At 72.9% G+C, this 21,075-nt stretch carries 17 protein-coding genes; 8 read left to right on the top strand and 9 right to left on the bottom strand.

Features of this window, described 5'->3' with window-relative positions:
- Positions 1-85: 85 nt before the first annotated feature.
- Both AC27LF_RS01945 and AC27LF_RS01940 read left to right on the top strand, forming a co-directional pair.
- The gene (locus AC27LF_RS01945) at positions 86-1,342 is read left to right on the top strand and encodes an FUSC family protein (RefSeq protein WP_479660278.1); all 1,257 of its coding nucleotides are present in this window, start codon (positions 86-88) and stop codon (positions 1,340-1,342) included.
- Between the two features lie 683 nt (positions 1,343-2,025).
- Positions 2,026-3,243, top strand: a complete 1,218-nt coding sequence (locus AC27LF_RS01940) for a lactonase family protein (RefSeq protein WP_479660277.1) — start codon at positions 2,026-2,028, stop codon at positions 3,241-3,243.
- Here the strand turns inward: AC27LF_RS01940 and AC27LF_RS01935 are convergent.
- From AC27LF_RS01935 to AC27LF_RS01895, 9 genes are all read right to left on the bottom strand, one after another.
- Complete coding sequence (locus AC27LF_RS01935) at positions 3,211-3,939, bottom strand: DUF2470 domain-containing protein (protein ID WP_479660276.1); 729 nt, start codon at positions 3,937-3,939, stop codon at positions 3,211-3,213. The two genes, AC27LF_RS01940 and AC27LF_RS01935, sit on opposite strands and share 33 nt — an antisense overlap.
- A gap of 116 nt (positions 3,940-4,055) precedes the next feature.
- Positions 4,056-4,895, bottom strand: coding sequence for a pentapeptide repeat-containing protein (locus AC27LF_RS01930; protein WP_479660275.1), 840 nt, complete (start codon positions 4,893-4,895; stop codon positions 4,056-4,058).
- Positions 4,896-4,990: 95 nt separating this feature from the next.
- A complete protein-coding gene (locus tag AC27LF_RS01925) occupies positions 4,991-6,292 on the bottom strand; it encodes an alpha/beta fold hydrolase (protein WP_479660274.1) in 1,302 nt (433 codons plus the stop codon).
- A 98-nt stretch (positions 6,293-6,390) separates the two neighbouring features.
- Positions 6,391-7,410: a LacI family DNA-binding transcriptional regulator gene (locus AC27LF_RS01920; RefSeq protein ID WP_479660273.1), complete on the bottom strand. Its 1,020-nt coding sequence runs from the start codon at positions 7,408-7,410 to the stop codon at positions 6,391-6,393.
- 139 nt (positions 7,411-7,549) lie between these two features.
- Positions 7,550-7,870, bottom strand: a complete 321-nt coding sequence (locus AC27LF_RS01915) for an L-rhamnose mutarotase (RefSeq protein WP_404039371.1) — start codon at positions 7,868-7,870, stop codon at positions 7,550-7,552.
- Between the two features lie 84 nt (positions 7,871-7,954).
- Positions 7,955-9,034, bottom strand: a complete 1,080-nt coding sequence (gene rhaS / locus AC27LF_RS01910) for a rhamnose ABC transporter substrate-binding protein (protein ID WP_479660272.1) — start codon at positions 9,032-9,034, stop codon at positions 7,955-7,957.
- A 95-nt stretch (positions 9,035-9,129) separates the two neighbouring features.
- Positions 9,130-10,104 (bottom strand): ABC transporter permease, encoded by a 975-nt coding sequence (locus AC27LF_RS01905; protein ID WP_479660271.1) that lies wholly within the window; start codon positions 10,102-10,104, stop codon positions 9,130-9,132.
- Positions 10,097-11,212 (bottom strand): ABC transporter permease, encoded by a 1,116-nt coding sequence (locus tag AC27LF_RS01900; protein ID WP_479660270.1) that lies wholly within the window; start codon positions 11,210-11,212, stop codon positions 10,097-10,099. The genes AC27LF_RS01905 and AC27LF_RS01900 overlap by 8 nt, the downstream gene beginning before the upstream one ends.
- Complete coding sequence (locus AC27LF_RS01895) at positions 11,209-12,726, bottom strand: sugar ABC transporter ATP-binding protein (protein WP_404039361.1); 1,518 nt, start codon at positions 12,724-12,726, stop codon at positions 11,209-11,211. The genes AC27LF_RS01900 and AC27LF_RS01895 overlap by 4 nt, the downstream gene beginning before the upstream one ends.
- 262 nt (positions 12,727-12,988) lie before the next feature.
- On the opposite strand from AC27LF_RS01895, the gene rhaI reads away from it, so the two are divergent.
- From rhaI to AC27LF_RS01865, 6 genes are all read left to right on the top strand, one after another.
- Positions 12,989-14,149 carry an L-rhamnose isomerase gene (gene rhaI / locus AC27LF_RS01890; RefSeq protein WP_479660269.1) on the top strand — a complete coding sequence of 387 codons (1,161 nt, stop codon included), beginning with the start codon at positions 12,989-12,991 and terminating at the stop codon, positions 14,147-14,149.
- A gap of 401 nt (positions 14,150-14,550) precedes the next feature.
- On the top strand, positions 14,551-16,587 hold the full coding sequence (locus AC27LF_RS01885; protein ID WP_479660268.1) for a bifunctional aldolase/short-chain dehydrogenase: 2,037 nt from the start codon (positions 14,551-14,553) through the stop codon (positions 16,585-16,587).
- Positions 16,584-18,032: a rhamnulokinase gene (locus tag AC27LF_RS01880; protein ID WP_479660267.1), complete on the top strand. Its 1,449-nt coding sequence runs from the start codon at positions 16,584-16,586 to the stop codon at positions 18,030-18,032. The genes AC27LF_RS01885 and AC27LF_RS01880 overlap by 4 nt, the downstream gene beginning before the upstream one ends.
- A 72-nt stretch (positions 18,033-18,104) precedes the next feature.
- Entirely contained in the window at positions 18,105-18,860 is a 756-nt protein-coding gene (locus AC27LF_RS01875) for a (Fe-S)-binding protein (RefSeq protein WP_479660266.1), read from the top strand.
- A complete protein-coding gene (locus AC27LF_RS01870; protein ID WP_479660265.1) occupies positions 18,857-20,389 on the top strand; it encodes a LutB/LldF family L-lactate oxidation iron-sulfur protein in 1,533 nt (510 codons plus the stop codon). Before AC27LF_RS01875 ends, AC27LF_RS01870 begins: the two co-directional genes overlap by 4 nt.
- Entirely contained in the window at positions 20,386-21,027 is a 642-nt protein-coding gene (locus tag AC27LF_RS01865) for a LutC/YkgG family protein (RefSeq protein WP_479660264.1), read from the top strand. The genes AC27LF_RS01870 and AC27LF_RS01865 overlap by 4 nt, the downstream gene beginning before the upstream one ends.
- The last annotated feature ends 48 nt before the right edge of the window (positions 21,028-21,075 follow it).

The raw sequence follows: 21,075 nt of genomic DNA, 5'->3' as shown, positions 1-21,075 counted from the left end.
CGTCCGCGCCCCGGACCACGGTCGTACGGCGCCGGACCAGGGCGGGTACGTTCGGTGGGGGCGGGCTCGGGGAACAGAGCGAGGCATGCCAGACGTACGGAAGTGGACCGCGGGCCCCAAGCGGTTCGTGAAGCGGCGCCGTGACCCGGTCGTCGTCCAGACGGTGCGGTCGGCCGGCGCGGCGACGATCGCGTACGTCGTCGCGCTGCGGCTGAGCCCGGAGCCCGCGCCGCTCACCGCGCCCCTGACCGCCCTGCTCGTCGTCCAGGTCACGCTGTACGCCACGCTCACCAACGGCATCCGCCGGGTGAACTCCGTGGTGGCGGGCGTCCTGGTCGCCATCGCCTTCAGCCTGCTGGTCGGGCTGACCTGGTGGAGCCTTGCCCTGCTGATCGTGGCCGCGCTGGCCGTGGGCCGCCTGGTGCGGGTCGACGAGTACGTACCCGAGGTGGCGATCAGCGCCATGCTGGTGCTCGGTGTGACCACGGTCGGCAACACGGCCTGGGCCCGGGTGGTGGAGACGCTGATCGGCGCGGCCGTCGGGCTCGCCTGCAACCTGGTGCTCGCTCCCCCGGTGTGGGTGGACGAGGCCGGGGAGTCGATCGAGGGGCTGGCCCGGCGGGTGCGGCAGCTGACGCTGCGGCTGGGCGAGCAGGCAGCGGGGCGCGTCCCGTGGGAGCTGGCCGCCGAGCGGCTGCACGAGGCGCGCAAGCTCGATCACGACATCATCGAGGTGGACGCCGACCTGCGGCAGGCCGAGGACAGTCTGCGGCTCAATCCGCGCGTCCGGGAGGGCCTGCTGCACCGGGTGGTGCTGCGGACCGGACTGGACACGCTGGAGATCTGCACGGTCGTGCTGCGGGTGCTGGCCAGGACCTTCACGGACCTGGCGAAGTCACGCGCGCCCCACCCCCTGTTCCCGCCGGAGACGGGCGCCGCCGTGGAGCGGCTGCTGTCCGAGGTCGGCGACGCGGTGGTCAGCTTCGCGGTGCTGGTGACCACCGATCTGAGCGTCAGCGCCGAGTCCGCCGAGGCGCGGCTGACCGCCGAACTGCAGACGGCGGCGGGCACCCGCGACAAGGTGGCCCTGCTGCTGCGGGAGGAGGCCGAGCGGGACCCGCGACGCTGGCAGCTGCTCGGCGCGGTCCTGACCGAGGTGAACCGGATCATCGACGAGCTGGACACCGAGCACCGTTCGCGCCGCCTGCTGGAGGAGCTGGACCGGGTCGCGCACAAGCAGCGGGACCGGCTGCCCTGGATGGCCTGGGTGCGGGAGCGGGTGGGCGTGCCCGAGCGGCTGCGCCGAAACCACACGGACCCCGGAACACATGCGCACCGATGAGGCACGGACCGGCGAGGCACAGGGGCACGCCGGTGACGGGCGCACGGTGGCGTGATCCACCCCTGCACCTACGCGAGGCGATGCGGCTGAACTTCGCGGGTCCGCCGGAGCCGGCCGCGCTCCGGGCGGGGACGGGCAAGGTGCGCGCCGTATCGGGCCGGCCGTGACGCGGCCGGCTGTCCCGCGAGCCGCGGAACCATGGAGTACTGCCCCGGCAGCCGCCATCATCCGCGCCCCGGCCCTGGGCCACCTCACGTCGCCGGCCCGGCTGCTCCCCCGCGCCCCGTGAACCACCGCCCGGCCCCGCCCCGGCGACCGGCCGCCCCGCTCCGGAGCGAGTCGTCGCGCCAGTCAGCGGGCACGGGTGTGGACGAACGGTCCCGCCCTCATGGGCACGGCGGCCCGCGCCCGCGGCGGCGCGCTGCCCCCGGACGCCGACCCGCTCGGGCGGCCATGGCCGCGCCCCTGCGTCGGTCGGGGCCGACACGGGCGGACCGGGCGCCGGGTGGGCGATGCCGCGAGGCGGCTCGACGGCGTCCACGGCGGCAGCGGTCGGTCCGCTGGTTTGTGGCTGCGTGCTCGCCGCGGGGCGCGGGTGGCCTCGGCCTTGTTTGCCTCGGTGGGGTGGTCCGGGTCATGGTGGCTGTCACGACCGGGGCAGCGGACATCCGTGAGGTGCGGGTATGGGCAGTGGTGCGGGAGCGACGGGCGGCGGCTGGAGCCGGCGCCGGTTCGTCGGGGCGATGGCGGGCGGTGCCGCCGCGGTGGCCCTGCCGGCACCGGCGGCGCCGCGGGCCGAGCCCGGACAGCCGGCGCCCGCGTCGTCCGCCCTGCCCGCGACGTCCGCCGCGCCCCGGCGCCCGGCCGAGCCGTCCGGCCCCCGCCCCCTCTACCTGGGCACCTACACCTCGGCCAAAGGCGGCGGCACCGGCATCGGTCTGGCCCGGTACGACCCGGTGACCGGCGCCGTCACCGGATCCGGCACCCTGACCGGTGTCGCCGACCCGTCCTACCTCGCCGCGCACCCGGACGGCCGCACCCTGTACGCGGTCGACGAGCGCACGCACGGCGCCGTGACCGCCGTGCGCCTCGCCGACCGGCGGATCCTCGGCTCCCGCGGCACCGGCGGCGCGGCGCCCTGCCATGTGTCGGTGCACCCGGGCGGGCGCTGGCTGCTCAGCGCCAACTACGGTTCGGGCAGCGTGGCCGTGCATCCCATCGGCGCCTCGGGTGCCCTCGGGGAGCGCACGGCACTGGCGACCCACTCCGGCCCGCCCGGCCCCGGGCAGCAGGGGCCGCACGCGCACCAGTTCGTCACCGGTCCCGACGGCGGTCATGTCCTGGCGGTCGACCTGGGCACCGACAGCGTGTACAGCTACCGGCTGGACCTGGCGCGGGGCACGCTGACCGAGGTCGCCCGTGCGCACACCCGGCCGGGCGCCGGCCCGCGGCATCTCGCCTTCCACCCGGGCGGCCGGTTCGCGTACCTGGCCAACGAGGTGGACGACACGGTCGTGGTGTGCGCGTACGACGCGGACACCGGCCGGCTGCGGATCGGCGAGCCGCAGTCCACCGGGTCCGGTGCGGGCACCAACTATCCGGCGCAGTTCCTGGTCACGGCGAACGGCGCGTTCGCCTATCTCGCCAACCGCGGCCACAACAGCCTGGCGCGCTACGCCGTGGAGGCGGACGGCGCCAAGCTGCGGCTGCTGGACACCGTGCCGGTGGCCGGTGACTTCCCGCGGCAGATCGCCTTCTCGCCGGACGGTCGGCTGCTGTTCGCGGCGAACCAGCGCTCGGGCACGGTGAGCGTCTTCCACGTGGACGCCGAGAACGGCGGGCTGCGGCTCGCGGGCGAGCCGTTCGCCTCACCGGTCGCCGTCTGCGCGCTGCCGTTGTAGGGCGCGGGGGCGGGTGGTCGTGGCCGCCGCCTGCGCCAGCAGGACGTGGATGCGCTCGGTGAGCTGGGCGAGGTCGTCGGCGGGCCGGTGGAACGTCAGCCGTACCTCGCCGTGGCCGCGGGTGCGCTCGATACGCAGCGTGAGTCCGTGCCGGTCCAGTGCGAGCGGCACGACACGGGTCGCGGCGTGCAGGCTCTCGGGCCGGACGAGCCGGGTGAGGCGTTCGACGGCGTCGGGGTGGGCGTCGGCGAGGTGGGTGAGCAGCCGGGCCTCCGCGGTGGCGAGCGGGTCGGGTGCGGCGGCGGCGTACTCGTCGAGGCCGATGGCCTCGGCACCGGACGGGCGGCGCAGCACCACCCGTGTGGCGCGGAGGACGAGCCGGCCGTCCTCGGGGGCGAACCAGCCGGCCAGCCAGAGCCGGGCGCGGATCCGGCCGCGCACCGGCACGGGCGCCACGTCGGCGAACTCCAGCACCGCGCAGGGCTCGCCGCGCGGTGCGCAGACCGCCGCGGTGCGCAGGGCGCTGTCCTCGGGCACCTGAAGGATCACCCGCCCGTCGTCGGTCACGGTGTGCGCCCCGACGAGTTCGTCGCGCCCGCCGTGCGCGGTCACCGTGCAGGACCACGCCGTGGCGAGCACCGAACGGGCCCGCTCGGCCGTGCCGGGCCCGGCCGTCCAGGTCTGGCTGTCACCCATCCGAAACCTCCTTAGGTAAGGCTTGCCTAACCTATCGGATATCGAGGTGTACGCCAACCAGGCCCGGCCGCCGACGCCGGCGCGGGCGGGCCGGGAGCCGGCGTACGGGTCGCGGGTCAGCCGTGTGCTGTCCAGTGCGCGGGGCGGGTGACCGACGCCGGAAGCCGGGTGCCGGCGCTGCCGCGGGCCGCGTCGGCCTGCGGCTGGGTCAGGAAGAGCACGCCCGTCAGATCCGCGCCCGTCAGATCGGCATCACGCAGATCGGCGCCGATCATGTCGGCGCCGCGCAGATCCGCGCCCGTCAGGTCGGCGGCGATGAGCCAGGCCCCGCGCAGATCGGCGCCGCGCAGATCGGCCCCCTTGAGGCGGGCGCCGACCAGGTCCGCGCCGCGCCGGTCCTTCTTCCTGCCCCGGGCGCCCGGGATCGCCGACCGCGCCGACTCGCTGACGCGCCGCAGCAGTACGTCGACGCGCCGCCGGTGGGCGGCCACGTCCAGGACGGCCAGTTCCCCGGGGGTCTGCCCGGTGAGCCGGTCGGTGCTGCTCCATGCCTCGCGCAGCTCGGTACGCAGCGGGCGGGCCGCGGGCAGCTCCAGCGCCTCGGCGAGGTACCAGAGCAGTTCGTGGAGCTGCCGCACGACGGGGAAGACCTCGACCATGCTCCGGGCGTGCTCGGCGGAGCCGGTGCGCCAGTCCCGCCCGCCGAAGGTGAGCTGCGAGACCTTCTGCCCGGCGCCGAAGCAGTCGTAGACCGTGCAGCCCGCGAAGCCCTTGGAGCGCAGCTCGGTGTGGATGCCGCAGCGGTTGTCGCCCCGCAGGTTCGGGCAGGGCCGGCCGGCGGGCTTGTCGAGGGCGAAGTCCGCCGAGGCGGCGAAGGGCAGGGCGACGCAGCACAGTCCGAAGCAGCGCGCGCAGTCACCGCGCAGCGCCGCTCGGCGGTCCCTCTCGTCCGGCATGCCGGCCACCCTACCGGCCTGCTCGTCCGCCGCCCGGCCGGGCGAACGACGGCGCCCCGCCCGGTCGCGCCCGGCCCGCCGGTCACCTGCGGCGCTCATGCCTCGTCGCGGGTCAGGGCCAGCAGACGGTCCAGGACACGGGGCGCGCCGACGCGCAGGCCGTCGTGCTCGAACTCGTCGGTGACCCAGGTGCGCAGGCCCCGGATCGCGCGGGCGGTCCGCAGGGAGAGTTCGGTGTCGACGTACATGTCGTCGTGGTAGACGGCCGCGGCGACCGGGACCTCGTTGGCGGCGAGGCGGGCCGGGTCGTACAGCGGCTGCCAGTCGGTGCGGGCGGCCAGCAGATCGGCGATCTCGCGCAGCGGACGCAGGGCCGGGTCGGTCTCGAACATCCAGGGGTGCACGGTCTCCCCTGTGAACAGCACCGGCGCGTCACCGGCGAGCGCCTTGGCCGCGTCGAACTGCGGGAACTCGGCGCGGACGCGTTCGGCCGCCCACGCGGTGGGGCGGGCGTCCTGGCCGTAGATGGACTCGTGCACGAGCGCGTACAGCGGGAACGCCGCGTACGAGAGCAGGCCCCGGACCGCCTCCTGGAAGGCGTCGGACAGCTCGGGGCCCGACGGGGTGCGCACGAAGGCGTCCTCCAGCAGGTGGTGCAGGCGGTGGCTGCCGTCGCCCGTGCCGAGCATCAGGCCGAGGGACTGGAACGCCTCGACGGTCAGCCGGTAGCCGCCCGGCAGGACCACCTCGTGGTTCAGCAGGTGCTCGGCGATGTGCCGGGCCCGCTCGACGTCCTGCGGGTAGCGGGCGTAGTGGGCCGCGACCTTGCGTTCGATGCGCGGGTAGGCGGCCCGGTAGACGTCCTCGGCGTGGGCGTCCAGGGAGGGCAGCCCGCCGGTGATCACCGCGGTGTTCATGCCCTCGGGGGCGAGCGACAGATAGGTGACCGTGCAGAAGCCGCCGTAGCTCTGGCCGAGCACGGTCCAGGGGGCGCCGCCGGTCAGCCGCGGGCGGATGTGCTCGCAGTCGCGGACGATCGAGTCGGCACGGAAGTGGGTGAGGTAGCCGGCCTGTTCGGCGGGGCCGCCGCGCAGCGGCAGCGTCTGCCGGGTGGCGGGCGTGGAGTGGCCGGTGCCGCGCTGGTCGAGGAGCAGCACCCGGTACTCCTCCAGGGCCCGGCCGAGCCACGCCTGTCTGCCGATGAAACGGTTCGCCCCGTGCCCCGGGCCGCCCTGGAGGAAGACAAGCCAGGGCAGGTCCCGGTCGGCCTTGTCGCTCGCGACGACCTCACGGGCGTACAGCTCGATGGTCTCGCCCGCGGGGTCGGCGTGGTCCAGGGGCACGGTGAAGCGGTGGTCGGTGAGGACGACGCCGGGCTGGCGGTAACGGTGGCTCAACAGGTCTCCCAGGGCGGACGAATGGACGCGTCCCAGTTCAGCACATGTCCGCCGGCCGTCGGACACCCGGGATCATGGTTCGGCCGCGGGCCGGGCGGTCAGCGGGCGGCGAGACTCGAACGGCGCACCACCAACTCCGGCTGGAGCACCACCCGCCGGTGCTCATGGGTGCCGTTCGGCGCCTCCATCTCCTCCAGGAGCAGTTCGGCGGCGAGGGCGCCCATGGTCACCGCCGGCTGACGGACCGAGGTGAGCGGGACGGCGGCGGCAGCCGCGAACTCGATGTCGTCGTAGCCGACGATCGCCAGGTCGTCCGGGACGACGACCCCGGCCGCGTACATGGCCTGAAGCACGCCGAGGGCGAGCAGGTCGTTGGCGCAGAAGACGGCGGTGGGCCGGTCGGCGAGGCCGAGCAGCCGGGCACCCGCGTCCCGTCCGGCGGCGACGTCGAGGCGTTCGGTGGGCAGCTCCCGAAGGGACTGCGGGCCGAGCCCGGCCTCGGCGAGCGCGTTCAGGGCGCCGGTGCGCCGGTCGCGTACCTGGTTCAGGCCGGGCGGACCGCTGACGTAGGCGATGCTGCGGTGCCCGGCGTCCACCAGATGACGCACGGCCAGCGCGCCGCCCGCCACGTCGTCGACGGAGACCGAGCACTCGGTGGTGCCTTCGGCGACCCGGTCGACCAGGACGAACGGGATGCCGTGCCGGCGGAAGCCCGCGATGTTGCGGCCGGTGGCGTCGGCCGGGGTGAGCAGCACCCCGCGCACCCGCTGCTCGGCGAACAGGGCCAGGTACTCGGCCTCCTCCCCGGCGTTCTGCGCGCTGTTGCAGACCATCACGCCGAGCCCGGCGTCCCGCGCGGCCCGTTCCGCGCCGCGCGCCAGGTCGACGAAGAACGGGTTGCCCATGTCGAGGACGAGCAGGCCCATGATCCGGCTGCGGCCCGCGCGCAACTGGCGCGCGGACTCGCTGCGTACATAGCCGAGCCGGTCGATCGCGGACTGCACCCGGGCACGGGTCTCGCTCGCGACGGTGTCCGGGCGGTTGATGACGTTCGAGACCGTGCCCACCGACACTCCGGCGGCGCGGGCGACGTCCTTGATACCCACCGACTGGGCCATCGGGCGGGGACCTCCTGAGGGACGAGGGGCGGCGGGAAACCTTCACACTACCGTCGGCGCCGCCCCGCTACGGTCTGGTCACGCGGGCAGGTCGAAGCCGGCCGGCACGGTGCGTCTTCTCATGAGCGGGCTCGGGGGTTCAGGCCAGATGGAACACTTCGGTGAGCGGTCTCATGGCCTCGTCGGGTCTGGCGCCGTCCAGCGACTCGAAGAACGGCGCCATCTCCGCCTGCCAGCGGGCGTTGACGTCGGTGGCTTCCATGGCCGCCTGTGCCGCCGCGAAGTCCTCGGTCTCCAGGTAGCCGACGAGCAGGCCGTCCTCGCGCAAGAACAGCGAGTAGTTGTGCCAGCCGGCGGCCGAGAGCGCCGCGCGCATCTCGGGCCAGACGGCGGCGTGCCGCTCGCGGTACGCGTCGAGCCGGTCCGCGCGGACCTTCAGCAGGAAGCACACGCGCTGCATCAACACCCCTTGGGGACGGGAAGGTGACAGGGTTCGGTGACTGATCCGGATCGGTGGCCGACCCGGATCAGCGGCCGACGCGGCTCAGAAGTCGAACTGGTCGATGTTCTTCGCGTCGAACACGGTCGGCTTGCCCAGGTTGATCACGCCGTCCTTGCCGATGGTGTACTCGGTGTCGCCGGCCTTGAAGGTCTCGCCCTCCTTGCCGGTGATCTGTCCGGAGGCCAGCGCGACGGCGGTGCGGGCGGCGAGGTCGCCGAGCCTGGCCGGGTCCCACAGCTCGAAGGCGTCGACGGTGCCGTTCTTGACGTACTTGCGCATGTCGTTGGGGGTGCCGAGGCCGGTCAGCTTGACCTTGCCCTTGTACTTGGAGCCGGACAGGTACTGCGCCGCGGCCTTGATGCCGACCGTGGTCGGGGAGATGATCCCCTTCAGGTTCGGGTACTCCTGGAGCAGGCCCTGGGTCTGCTGGAAGGACTGCTGGGCGTCGTCGTTGCCGTAGGCGGTCTTGACGAGCTTGATGTCCTTGTACTTGGGGTCCTTCAGCTCCTCCTTCATGTACTCGATCCAGGCGTTCTGGTTGGTCGCGGTCTGCGCGGCGGACAGGATCGCGATCTCGCCCTTGTAGCCGATCTGTTCGGCGAGCAGCTGCACCTCGGTGCGGCCCAGGTCCTCGCCGCTGGCCTGGGAGATGAAGGCGTTGCGGCAGTCCGGGGTGGTGTCGGAGTCGTAGGTGACGACCTTGATGCCGTTCTTCATCGCCTGCTTGAGCGCGGTGCACAGGGCACCCGGGTCCTGCGCGGAGACGGCCATCGCGTCCACCTGCTGCTGGGTGAGGGTGTTGACGTAACTCACCTGGCCCGCGGTGTCGGTGGCGCTGGAGGGGCCGACCTCCTTGTAGGTGGAGCCGAGTTCGGTGACGGCCTTCTCGCCGCCCTTGTCCGCGGTGGTGAAGTAGGGGTTGTTGACCTGCTTGGGCAGGAAGCCGACGGTGAGGCCCTTCTTCAGGGCGGCGTCGGGGTTCGCCGTGCCGGCCGCGGTGTTCGAGCCGCCGGAGTCCTTGACGTCGTTCTTGGTGGTGCCGCCGCAGGCGGTCACGGCCAGGGCGAGGGAGGTGGCGGCGGCGAGGGCCGCGCAGGTACGGCGGATCGAAGACGTTCGCATGGCGGGTTCTTTCTGACGGAGGTGAGTACGGAGTTGGCCCAGGGGCGCGGGGGACTGTGCGACCGGCCACGGACGGCCCGCGGCGTTCGGACCGCCTATCCGGTGGAGCGTGCGGCTCTGGCGACGGAGATCTGGCGCGCGACCCGCGGTCCGAGCACGGAGACGACGAGCAGCACACCGGTGACGACGATCTGCGACTGCGCGGAGACGTTCAGCAGGCTCATCACGTTCTGCAGCGCGCCGAGCAGGAACACGCCCGCGATGGCGCCGCCGAGCGTGCCCTTGCCGCCGTCGAAGTCGATGCCGCCGAGCAGCACCGCGGCGACGACGGAGAGTTCGAGTCCGGTGGCGTTGTCGTAGCGGGCGCTGGCGTAGTGCAGGGCCCAGAAGACGCCGGTGAGGGAGGCCATCAGGCCGGTGGCGGCGAACAGCCAGAGCTTGGCCCGCTTGACCCGGATGCCGGCGAACCGGGCGGCCTCCTCGCTGGCGCCGACCGCGAACAGCGACCGGCCGAACGGGGTGGCGTGCAGGACGACCACGGCGATGGCGAGCAGCACCAGGAAGGGCAGCAGGGCCTGCGGTACGAAGGTGTCCCCGATCCGGCCGGCCGCGAAGTCCAGGTACTGCGTGGGGAAGTCGGTGACCGCGTCGGAGCCGAGCACGATCTGGGCGATGCCCCGGTAGGCGGCGAGGGTGCCGATGGTCACGGCGAGCGACGGCAGTCCGAGCCGGGTCACCAGCAGCCCGTTGATCAGTCCGCACACCAGGCCGAGCAGCAGGCACAGCGGGATGATCGTCTCGATCGTCATGCCCTGGTTCCACAGCTTGCCCATGACGGCGCCCGACAGGCCGGCGGTGGAGGCAACCGACAGGTCGATCTCCCCGGAGACGACCAGCAGGGTCATCGGCAGGGCGATCAGCGCGATCGGGAGGGTGTTGCCGATCAGGAAGGACAGGTTCAGGGCGTTGCCGAAGCCGTCCACGAAGCCGAACGAGAGCAGCAGCAGGACGACGAGCAGCGCGCCGACGACCGTGTCCCAGCGGATCGCGCGCGTCAACGACTCAGGCATGGCGGCCGTTCTCCTTGTTCGGAGCGTTCGGGGCGTTCGGAGCGTTCGGGGCGTTCGGGGCGTTCGGGGCCGTCTTCTTCGCAGCCGACTTCTTCAGGGCGGAGGCCACCCGCAGCGCGACGACCCGGTCGACCGCGATGGCGAGGAGCAGCAGGATGCCGTTGATGGCGAGCACCCAGACCGAGCTGACGCCGAGGGCGGGCAGCACGCTGTTGACGGAGGTCAGCAGCAGGGCGCCGAGGGCCGCGCCGTAGACGCTGCCGGAGCCGCCGGTGAAGACGACGCCGCCGACCACGACCGCGCTGACCACGGTGAGTTCGTAGCCGTTGCCGGTGCCGGAGTCGACGTTGCCGAACCGGGCCAGGTACATCGCGCCGGCGAGGCCGGCCAGGGCGCCGCAGAAGGTGTACGCGGCCAGGATCCGCTTGCGCACCGGGATGCCGGCGAGCCGGGCGGCCTCCGGGTTGGAGCCGAGCGCGTACAGTTCGCGCCCGCTGCCGAAGTGCTTGAGGTAGTAGGCGGTGGCGACCAGCACGGCCAGCGCGATGAGGGCGAGCCACGGCACGGCGGACAGCCCGCCGGAGCCGAAGTCGACGAAGCCGCCCGGCAGATCGGCCGCGGTGATCTGCCGGGAGCCGACCCAGATGGAGTCGATGCCGCGGATGATGTACAGCGTGCCGAGGGTGACGACGAGGGCGGGCACCTGGCCGAGGCTGACCAGCAGGCCGTTGAGGAGCCCGAAGCCGACGCCCAGCAGGACCGCGAGGACGACGGCGACGACCGGGTTGCCGCCGCCGTGCAGATAGGTGCCGGCCGCGAACGCGCTGATGCCCAGGGTGGAGCCGACCGACAGGTCGACGTTGCGGGTGATGACGACCAGCGACTGGCCGGTGGCGACCAGCACCAGGATGGTCGCGTTGAGCAGCAGGTCCTTGATGCCCTGTTCGGACAGGAACTCGCTGTTGCCCGCCTGGGTGATGGCGATCATCACCAGGAAGACGACCAGGATGGCGAGTTCGCGCATCTTGAAGACGCGGTCGGCCAGCCGGGTGCCGCTGGACTTCGGCACCTCGGCGACGGGAGTCTGGTTCGGGGTGGTCACCGTCATGCGGCGGCCCTCCCCGTGGCTGCGGCCATCACGGTTTCCTCGGTGGCGTCGGAGCGGGGGATCTCGGCGGTGATCCGGCCCTCGTGCATCACGAGCACGCGGTCGGCCATGCCGAGGATCTCGGGCAGGTCGGAGGAGATCATCAGGACCGCGACGCCGTCGGCGGCCAGTTCGCCGAGCAGCCGGTGCACCTCGGACTTGGTGCCGACGTCGATGCCGCGGGTCGGCTCGTCGACGATCAGCACCTTCGGGCCGGTGGCCAGCCACTTGGCGAGCACGACCTTCTGCTGGTTGCCGCCGGAGAGCGTGGCGACGGCGTCGGCGATCCGGGCGTACTTCACCTGGAGCCTGACCGCCCAGTCCAGGGCGCGGCTGCGCTCGGCACCGCGGTCCACGAGCCCCGCGCGCACGGTGCTGCGCAGCCCGGTCAGCCCGATGTTCCGCTCGATGGACATGTCCATCACCAGGCCCTGGGCGCGCCGGTCCTCGGGGACCAGGGCGAGCCCGGCGGCCATGGCCGCGGAGGGCGCGCCGTTGGTCAGCCGCCGGCCGGCGACCTCGACCTCGCCGGCGTCCCAGCGGTCCACGCCGAAGACCGCACGGGCGACCTCGGTGCGGCCGGCGCCCACGAGCCCGGCGAGGCCGACGATCTCACCGCGGCGCACCTCGAAGGAGACGTCGGTGAAGACGCCCTCGCGGGTCAGCCGCCGGACGCTGAGCGCGACCTCGCCGGGCCGCACGGTCTGCTTCGGGTACAGCTCGTCGAGGTCGCGGCCGACCATGCGGCGTACCAGGTCGTCCTCGGTCATGCCGGCGAGCGGTTCGCTGGCGATCCAGGCGCCGTCGCGCAGGGTGGTCACGCGCCGGCAGATCTGGAAGATCTCCTCCAGCCGGTGCGAGATGAACAGCACGGCGGCGCCCTGCTCGCGCAGCGTCTCGACCACGCCGAAGAGGCGGGCCACCTCGCTGCCGGTCAGCGCCGCCGTCGGCTCGTCCATGATCAGGACCCGGGCGTCGAAGGACAGCGCCTTGGCGATCTCGACGATCTGCTGGTCGGCGATGGACAGGCCGCGGGCCGGGCGGTCCGGGTCGAGTTCGACACCGAGCCGCTTCATCAGGGCGGCGGTGGCCGCGTGGGTGGCCCGGTGGTCGATGCGGCCGAGGGCGCGCCGCGGCTGGCGGCCCATGAAGATGTTCTCGGCGATGGAGAGGTCGGGGAAGAGGGTGGGTTCCTGGTAGATCACGGCGATGCCGGCGTCGCGGGCGTCACCGGGTCCGTGGAAGACGACGGGCTCGCCGTCGAGCAGCACCTGACCGGCGTCCGGTCGGTGCACCCCGGCGAGCGTCTTGATGAGCGTCGACTTGCCCGCGCCGTTCTCCCCGGCGAGGGCGTGCACCTCGCCGGGGAACAGCTCAAGGGAGACGTCCCGCAGGGCCCGTACGGCGCCGAAGGACTTGGAGACGTCCTTCAGCGCCAGCACCGGCGCCGGTCCCGTGTCGGACGGGTGGGTCATGGGGGCTCCTCGACGACGCCTGCGGGATGGCCCCCACGGCGTCGTGAAAGGTTTCAACTGGATTGCCGGGACGTTAGGCATGGCAGCCATGTCACGTCAATGGGTCCGTGTCGAAAAACTTTCGATAGTTGAAGGTCACGGCGGGATCACGGAAAACCGGGTGCGCGGAAGAGCTTGACACCCCTTCGGAGGGCTCATAGCTTGCGGGTCTGAATCGTTTCACCCGCTCAGCCGTTCCAACCGATTTCACGGGAGCCCTGAAGTGACCGACCTCGCCGCGGTGAAAGCCGCGCTCAAGACCCAGGCCGTCGAGACGCCGTCGTGGGCGTACGGCAACTCGGGGACCCGTTTCAAGGTGTTCGCCCAGCAGGGCGTTCCGCGCTCGCCGCGGGAGAAGCTGGACGACGCGGCACAGGTGCACGCCCTCACCGGGGTCGCGCCGACCGTCGCCCTGCACATCCCCTGGGACACCGTGGACGACTACGCCGCCCTCGCCGGGTACGCCGAGGAGCGCGGGCTGCGGCTCGGCGCGATCAACTCCAACACCTTCCAGGACGACGACTACCGGCTGGGCAGCATCTGCCATCCGGACGCCGCGGTGCGCCGCAAGGCGATCGGCCATCTGCTGGAATGCGTCGACATCATGGACGCCACCGGCTCAAAGGACCTGAAGCTGTGGTTCGCCGACGGCACCAACTACCCCGGCCAGGACGATCTGCGCGGCCGCCAGGACCGGCTCGCCGAAGGGCTCGCCGAGGTGTACGCACGGCTCGGCGACGGGCAGCGGATGCTGCTGGAGTACAAGTTCTTCGAGCCCGCCTTCTACGCCACCGACGTGCCCGACTGGGGCACCGCGTACGCCCACTGCCTCAAGCTCGGGCCGAAGGCGCAGGTCGTGGTGGACACGGGGCACCACGCGCCGGGGACCAACATCGAGTTCATCGTGGCCACGCTGCTGCGCGAGGGCAAGCTCGGCGGATTCGACTTCAACTCGCGCTTCTACGCGGACGACGACCTGATGGTCGGTGCGGCCGACCCGTTCCAGCTGTTCCGGATCATGTACGAGGTGGTGCGCGGGGGCGGGTTCACCGCCGACGTGGCGTTCATGCTGGACCAGTGCCACAACATCGAGCCGAAGGTGCCGGCCATCATCCGGTCGGTGATGAACGTCCAGGAGGCCACCGCGAAGGCGCTGCTGGTGGACGCGGAGGCGCTGGCCGCCGCGCAGCGGGCCGAGGATGTGCTCGGCGCGAACGCCGTGCTGATGGACGCGTACAACACGGATGTGCGGCCGTTGCTGGCCGAGGTGCGCGAGGAGATGGGGCTCGACCCCGATCCGATGGGCGCGTATGCCCGGTCCGGGTGGGCCGAGAAGATCGTGGCGGAGCGGGTTGGGGGGCGGCAGGCGGGATGGGGCGCGTAGGCGCTCCGCTGGGTTGGCCGGGATACTGCGTCGGCGGAGACGTGCCGTCGGCCGATGCGGCGTCAGTTGTGTGCGGGTGCGTTGTGGTTGGGCGCGCCGTTCCCCGCGGGGGGCTCCGCCGGGTGGGCGCGGATCGGTCGTGGTCGGCTGCGGGTGCGTTGTGGCTGGGCGCGCCGTTCCCCGCGCCCCTATGGGGCGCGCCTTCGTGGGCCGGTACGACAGAGATCCCGCGCCTCTTTGGGGCGCGGATCGGTCGGTGGGCGGCTGCGGGTGCGTTGTGGCTGGGCGCGCCGTTCCCCGTGCCCCTGTCGGGCGCGGCCTCGTGGGACGGTACGGCAAAGATCCCGCGGCTCTTTGGGGCTTTCCCTCTCTTCTCTACTTTCAGTAAGGACTGAACGTTCATGACGCACCCTGAAGTTGCCGGTCTGTTGGCTCGGTCGCATCGGCTGGGCGCTGATCCGCGCAACACCAACTACGCCGGCGGCAACGCGTCCGCGAAGGGCACCGCGACCGACCCCGTCACCGGCGGCGACGTCGAGTTGATGTGGGTCAAGGGGTCAGGCGGTGACCTCGGCACGCTCACCGAGGCCGGGCTCGCCGTGCTGCGCCTCGACCGGCTGCGCGCGCTCACCGGTGTCTACCCGGGCGTGGAGCGCGAGGACGAGATGGTCGCCGCGTTCGACTACTGTCTGCACGGCAAGGGCGGGGCGGCGCCGTCCATCGACACCGCGATGCACGGCCTTGTGGACGCCCCGCACGTGGACCATCTGCACCCCGACTCGGGCATCGCGCTGGCCTGCGCCGCGGACGGCGAGAAGCTGACCGCCGAGTGCTTCGGCGACACCGTGGTGTGGGTGCCGTGGCGGCGGCCCGGGTTCCAGCTCGGGCTGGACATCGCGGCCGTCAAGGAGGCCAACCCGCAGGCGATCGGCTGTGTCCTCGGCGGGCACGGGATCACCGCCTGGGGCGACACCGCGGAGGAGTGCGAGCGCAACTCGCTGCACATCATCCGCACCGCGGAGACCTTCCTCGCGCAGTGGGGCAGGGCGGAGCCGTTCGGGCCGGTGATCGAGGGCTACGCGGCCCTGCCCGAGGCCGAGCGGCGGGAGCGGGCCGCCGCGCTCGCGCCGTACGTGCGGGCCGTCGCCTCCCAGGACCGGCCGCAGGTCGGGCACTTCACCGACTCCGACGTCGTGCTCGACTTCCTCGCCCGGGCCGAGCACCCGCGGCTCGCGGCGCTCGGCACCTCGTGCCCCGACCACTTCCTGCGCACCAAGGTGCGTCCGCTGGTCCTGGACGTGGCGCCGTCCGCGCCGCTTGAGGAGGCGGTGGCCCGGCTGGCCGAGCTGCACTCCGAGTACCGCGAGCAGTACGCCGCCTACTACGAGCGGCACGCCCTGCCGGACTCCCCCGCGATGCGCGGCGCCGACCCGGCGATCGTGCTCGTGCCCGGCGTCGGCATGTTCAGCTTCGGCAAGGACAAGCAGACGGCCCGGGTGGCGGGCGAGTTCTACGTCAACGCGATCAACGTGATGCGCGGCGCGGAGGCGGTATCGGCGTACGCGCCGATCGACGAGGCGGAGAAGTTCCGCATCGAGTACTGGGCGCTCGAAGAGGCCAAGCTCCAGCGGATGCCCAGGCCCAGGCCCCTGGCCACCCGGGTGGCGCTGGTGACGGGCGCGGGCAGCGGGATCGGCAGGGCGATCGCGCACCGGCTGGCGGCCGAGGGCGCGTGCGTCGTCGTCGCCGACGTCAACGCGGACGGCGCCGCCGAGGTCGCCGAGGAGCTGGGCGGGCCCGACAAGGCCGTCGCCGTGACCGTGGACGTCACCGACGAACAGCAGATCGCGGACGCCTTCAAGGCGGCGCTGCTGGCCTTCGGCGGCGTCGACCTCGTCGTCAACAACGCGGGGATCTCCGTCTCCAAGCCGCTCCTGGAGACCTCCACGAGGGACTGGGACCTCCAGCACGACATCATGGCCCGTGGGTCCTTCCTCGTCTCGCGGGAGGCGGCGCGGGTGATGATCCCGCAGCGGCTCGGCGGCGACATCGTCTACATCGCCTCGAAGAACGCCGTGTTCGCCGGGCCCAACAACATCGCCTACTCCGCGACCAAGGCCGACCAGGCCCACCAGGTCCGGCTGCTGGCGGCCGAGCTGGGCGAGCACGGCATCCGGGTCAACGGGGTCAACCCGGACGGGGTGGTGCGCGGCTCCGGGATCTTCGCGGGCGGCTGGGGCGCCCAGCGGGCCGCCGTGTACGGCGTCGAGGAGGAGAAGCTGGGCGAGTTCTACGCGCAGCGCACCATCCTCAAGCGGGAGGTGCTGCCCGAGCACGTGGCGAACGCCGTGTTCGCCCTCACCGGCGGACAGCTCACCCACACCACCGGGCTGCACATCCCGGTCGACGCGGGCGTGGCGGCCGCGTTCCTGCGATGAGCGCTGCCGTCCGGGCGTACGCCGCGGTCGACCTCGGCGCCTCCAGCGGGCGCGTGATGGTCGGCCGCGTCGGCCACGACACGCTTCAGCTGCGCGAGGCGCACCGCTTCGGCAACCGGCCCGTCCGGCTTCCGGAGGGGCTGCGCTGGGACGTCCTGGCCCTGTACGCGGGGGTGCTTGAGGGGCTGCGGGCGGCCGGCCCGGTGGATTCGGTCGGCATCGACAGCTGGGCCGTCGACTACGGCCTGCTGGACGCCGACGGCGCCCTCCTCGGCAACCCGGTGCACTACCGCGACCCGCGCACCGAGGGCGTCGCGGAGAAGGTGTGGGCGACGGTCCCGGCGGCCGAGCTGTACGCGGCCACCGGTGTGCAGTACGCGCCCTTCAACACGCTGTACCAGCTGGCCGCGGCCCGCTCGACCGACCAGTTCGCGCACGCGGCGCGCCTGTTGCTGATCCCCGATCTGCTGGCGTACTGGCTGACCGGGCAGCAGGGCACCGAGCTGACCAACGCCTCCACCACCCAGCTCGTCGACCCGCGCACCGGCACCTGGGCGCACGCGGTCGCGGACCGGCTGGGCATCGACCTCGCCCTGTTCGCCCCGCTGCGCGGGCCCGGCGATCCGGCGGGCCTGCTGCGCGCCGAGGTGCTGGAGGAGACCGGCCTGACCGGTCCGGTGCCGCTGACCACGGTCGCCTCGCACGACACCGCGTCCGCGGTGGCGGCCGTACCGGCCGGGGGCGAACGCTTCGCCTACATCTGCACCGGCACCTGGTCCCTGGCGGGCCTGGAACTGACCGCGCCGGTGCTGACGGAGCAGAGCCGGGCCGCCAACTTCACCAATGAGCTGGGTCTTGACGGCACGGTCCGCTATCTGCGCAACATCATGGGCCTGTGGCTGCTCCAGGAGTCCGTACGGGCCTGGGGTGACCCGGACCTCGGCGGGCTGCTGCGGGACGCGGCCGAGGTGCCGGCGCTGCGCTCGGTGGTGGACGCGGGCGACGCGGCCTTCCTCGCGCCCGGGCGGATGCCGGACCGGATCGCCGAAGCCTGCCGGGCGTCCGGGCAGCCGGTGCCGCGGACCCCGGCCGAGGTCACCCGGTGCATCCTGGACTCCCTGGCGCTCGCCCACCGCCGGGCCGTCGCGGACGCCGAGCGGCTGGCCGACCACCCGGTCGACGTGGTGCACATCGTCGGCGGCGGCACCCGCAACGCGCTGCTGTGCCAGCTCACCGCGGACGCCTGCGGGCTGCCGGTGGTGGCGGGGCCGACCGAGGCGGCGGCCCTCGGCAATGTGCTGGTCCAGGCCCGCGCCCACGGGCTCGTCGGGGACCGCGCCGCCATGCGCGCGCTGCTGGCCCGTACCCAGCCGCTGACCCGCTACGAGCCGCGGGGCGACGCCGCGCGGTGGCGGGAGGCGGAGGCGCGGCTCACCGCGAGGTGAGCCGGGTCTCGCCCGGCGGGGCGCCGCCCATTACCCTGCACTCATCGGATGATCGATCACAAGGGAGCCGCGATGCGTGTCGCACTGTTCCTGACCTGTGTCAACGACACGCTCTATCCGGACACGGGTCGCGCGGTGGTGAAACTGCTGACCAGGCTGGGTGTCGACGTGGACTTCCCGCTGGCCCAGACCTGCTGCGGACAGGCCCACTACAACACCGGCTATCGGCATGAGGCGGAACCGATGGCCCGGCATTTCTCCGATGTCTTCGGGGAGTACGAGGCGATCGTGACGCCGTCCGGTTCCTGCGGGGCGATGGTGCGGGAGCTGTATCCGCGCATGGGCGAGCGGGCCCGGGCGGAGGGCCGCGGCGACACGCTCGCCGCCACGCTCGCGCCCGTCGTGCCCAAGACGTACGAGCTGACGGAGTTCCTGGTGGACGTGCTGGGGGTGACCGACGTCGGGGCGTACTACCCGCACCGGGTGACCTACCACCCGACCTGTCACGGGCTGCGCGGCCTCGGGCTCGGCGACCGGCCCCGCCGGCTGCTCGACGCGGTGCGGGGCCTTGAGCTGGTCGAGCTGCCGGGCGCCGAGGAGTGCTGCGGCTTCGGCGGCACGTTCGCGCTGAAGAACGCCGACGTGTCGGCGGCGATGGGCGAGGACAAGGTCCGCAACGCCGAGGCGACGGGCGCGCAGGTGCTGTGCGCGGCCGACAACTCCTGTCTGATGCACATCGGCGGGACGATGACCCGTCTGAAGTCCGGCCTGCGGCCGGTCCACATCGCTGAGATCCTGGCGAGCACCGAGGAGGAACCGGCGCCATGAGCGGGACGTTCGTCGGCATGCCGGCGTTTCCGAAGGCCGCGCACGAGGCGGTCGGCAACGCGACGCTGCGGGGCAATCTGCGGCACGCCACGCACACCATCCGCGCCAAGCGGGCCAAGGCCGTCGCGGAGGTGTCCGACTGGGCGCAGCTGCGCGAGGCGGGCAAGCGGATCAAGGACCACACGCTCCGTCATCTGGACCAATATCTCCTCCAGTTGGAGGAGTCGGTGACCGCCGCGGGCGGCGTCGTGCACTGGGCGGCGGACGCCGAGGAGGCCAACCGGATCGTCGCCCGACTGGTCAAGGAGACCGGCGAGTCGGAGGTCGTGAAGGTCAAGTCGATGGCCACGCAGGAGATCGGGCTCAACGAAGCCCTCCTGGCCGAGGGCATCCACGCCTACGAGACCGATCTCGCGGAGCTGATCGTGCAGTTGGGCAAGGACCGGCCCTCGCACATCCTGGTTCCGGCCATCCACCGCAACCGCGGCGAGATCCGCGACATCTTCCGCGCGGAGATGGGCGAGTGGGGCCGTCCGGCCCCCGACGGCCTGACCGACTCGCCCGCCGAGCTGGCCGAGGCCGCCCGGCTGCATCTGCGGGAGAAGTTCCTGCGCGCCAAGGTGGGCATCTCGGGTGCCAACTTCATGGTCGCGGAGACCGGCACGCTGGTCGTCGTGGAGTCCGAGGGCAACGGCCGGATGTGCCTGACCCTGCCCGAGACGCTGATCTCGGTCGTCGGCATCGAGAAGATCGTGCCGACGTGGCGGGACCTGGAGGTGTTCCTGCAGACGCTGCCCCGCTCCTCGACGGCCGAGCGGATGAACCCGTACACGTCGACGTGGACGGGCACCGCCGACGAGGACGGTCCGCGCGTCTTCCATCTGGTGCTGCTCGACAACGGCCGCACCGACACCCTGGCCGACGAGGTGGGCCGGCAGGCGCTGCGCTGCATCCGCTGCTCGGCCTGTCTGAACGTCTGCCCGGTGTACGAGCGGGCGGGCGGGCACGCCTACGGCTCGGTGTACCCGGGTCCGATCGGCGCCATCCTCAGTCCCCAACTGCGGGGCACGGCCAGTGAGATCGACGCCTCGCTGCCGTACGCGTCCTCGCTGTGCGGGGCCTGCTACGAGGTGTGCCCGGTGGCCATCGACATCCCCGAGGTGCTGGTGCATCTGCGGGAGCGGGTCGTCGAGGGCGGCCCGGCGACCCGTGAGGGCAACAAGGTGGTGCTGCGGCCGGCCAAGGGGCACGCGGCGGAACGGGCCGCGATGCGGGCGGCCCGCTGGGCGTTGACCCGCCCCAAAGCGCTGCGCACCGGTCAGCGGCTGGCCTCCCGCACCCGCCGGCTGCACCCGCGCACCCTGCCGGGACCCGGCCGGGCGTGGAGCGCCACCCGGGATCTGCCGGCGGTGCCGGCGGAGCCGTTCCGCGACTGGTGGCAGCGCACCCGGGGCGCAACCGGCGCAACCGGCACACACAGCGCACCCGGCAGACACGGAACCGACGGCGGGAAGGGGGCCGCGCGGTGAGCGGCAGGGAACGGATCCTGGGCCGGGTGCGGCGCGCGCTCGCCGACGTACCGGCCGACGACCCGCCCTACGAACGGGCCGTCGCCCGGGACTATCTGCGGGCGCACGGGGAGCGCGACGCCGCGCGGACGGTGGATCTGCTCGCGGAGAACCTCGCCGACTACCGGGCGCTCGTGCACCGCTGCACGGCCGGTGAACTGCCCTCGCTGATCGCCGGCTTGCTGGCGAACCGCGGGACGAGGTCGGTGCTGGTGCCGCCCGGTCTCGACGCGGGCTGGCTCGCGGCGACGGACGTCGCCCGGGTCGCCGACCGGGCCGAGAGCACCGCGCGCGAACTCGACGGGGTGGACAGCGTGGTCACGGCGTGCGCGGTGGCGATCGCCGAGACCGGCACCATCGTGCTGGACGGCGCCCCGGACCAGGGCCGGCGTCGGATCACCCTGGTCCCGGACCACCACATCTGTGTGGTCCGGGTCCCCGACCAGGTCGTCTCCGCCGTGCCGCAGGCGCTCGAACGCCTCGATCCGCTACGGCCGTTGACCTGGATCTCCGGCCCGTCGGCGACCAGCGACATCGAGCTGGACCGGGTGGAGGGGGTGCACGGGCCCCGGACGCTGGAGGTCGTCTTGGTCGGCTGAGGACCGCCCTCGACCGGGCCCGCACGATGCGCCGCGCGGGCCCGGTCC

It is taken from the genome of Streptomyces diversicolor, assembly GCF_057537855.1.
The sequence above is the reverse complement of the archived record's forward strand: the minus strand, read 5'-3'. Positions and strand labels throughout refer to the sequence as shown.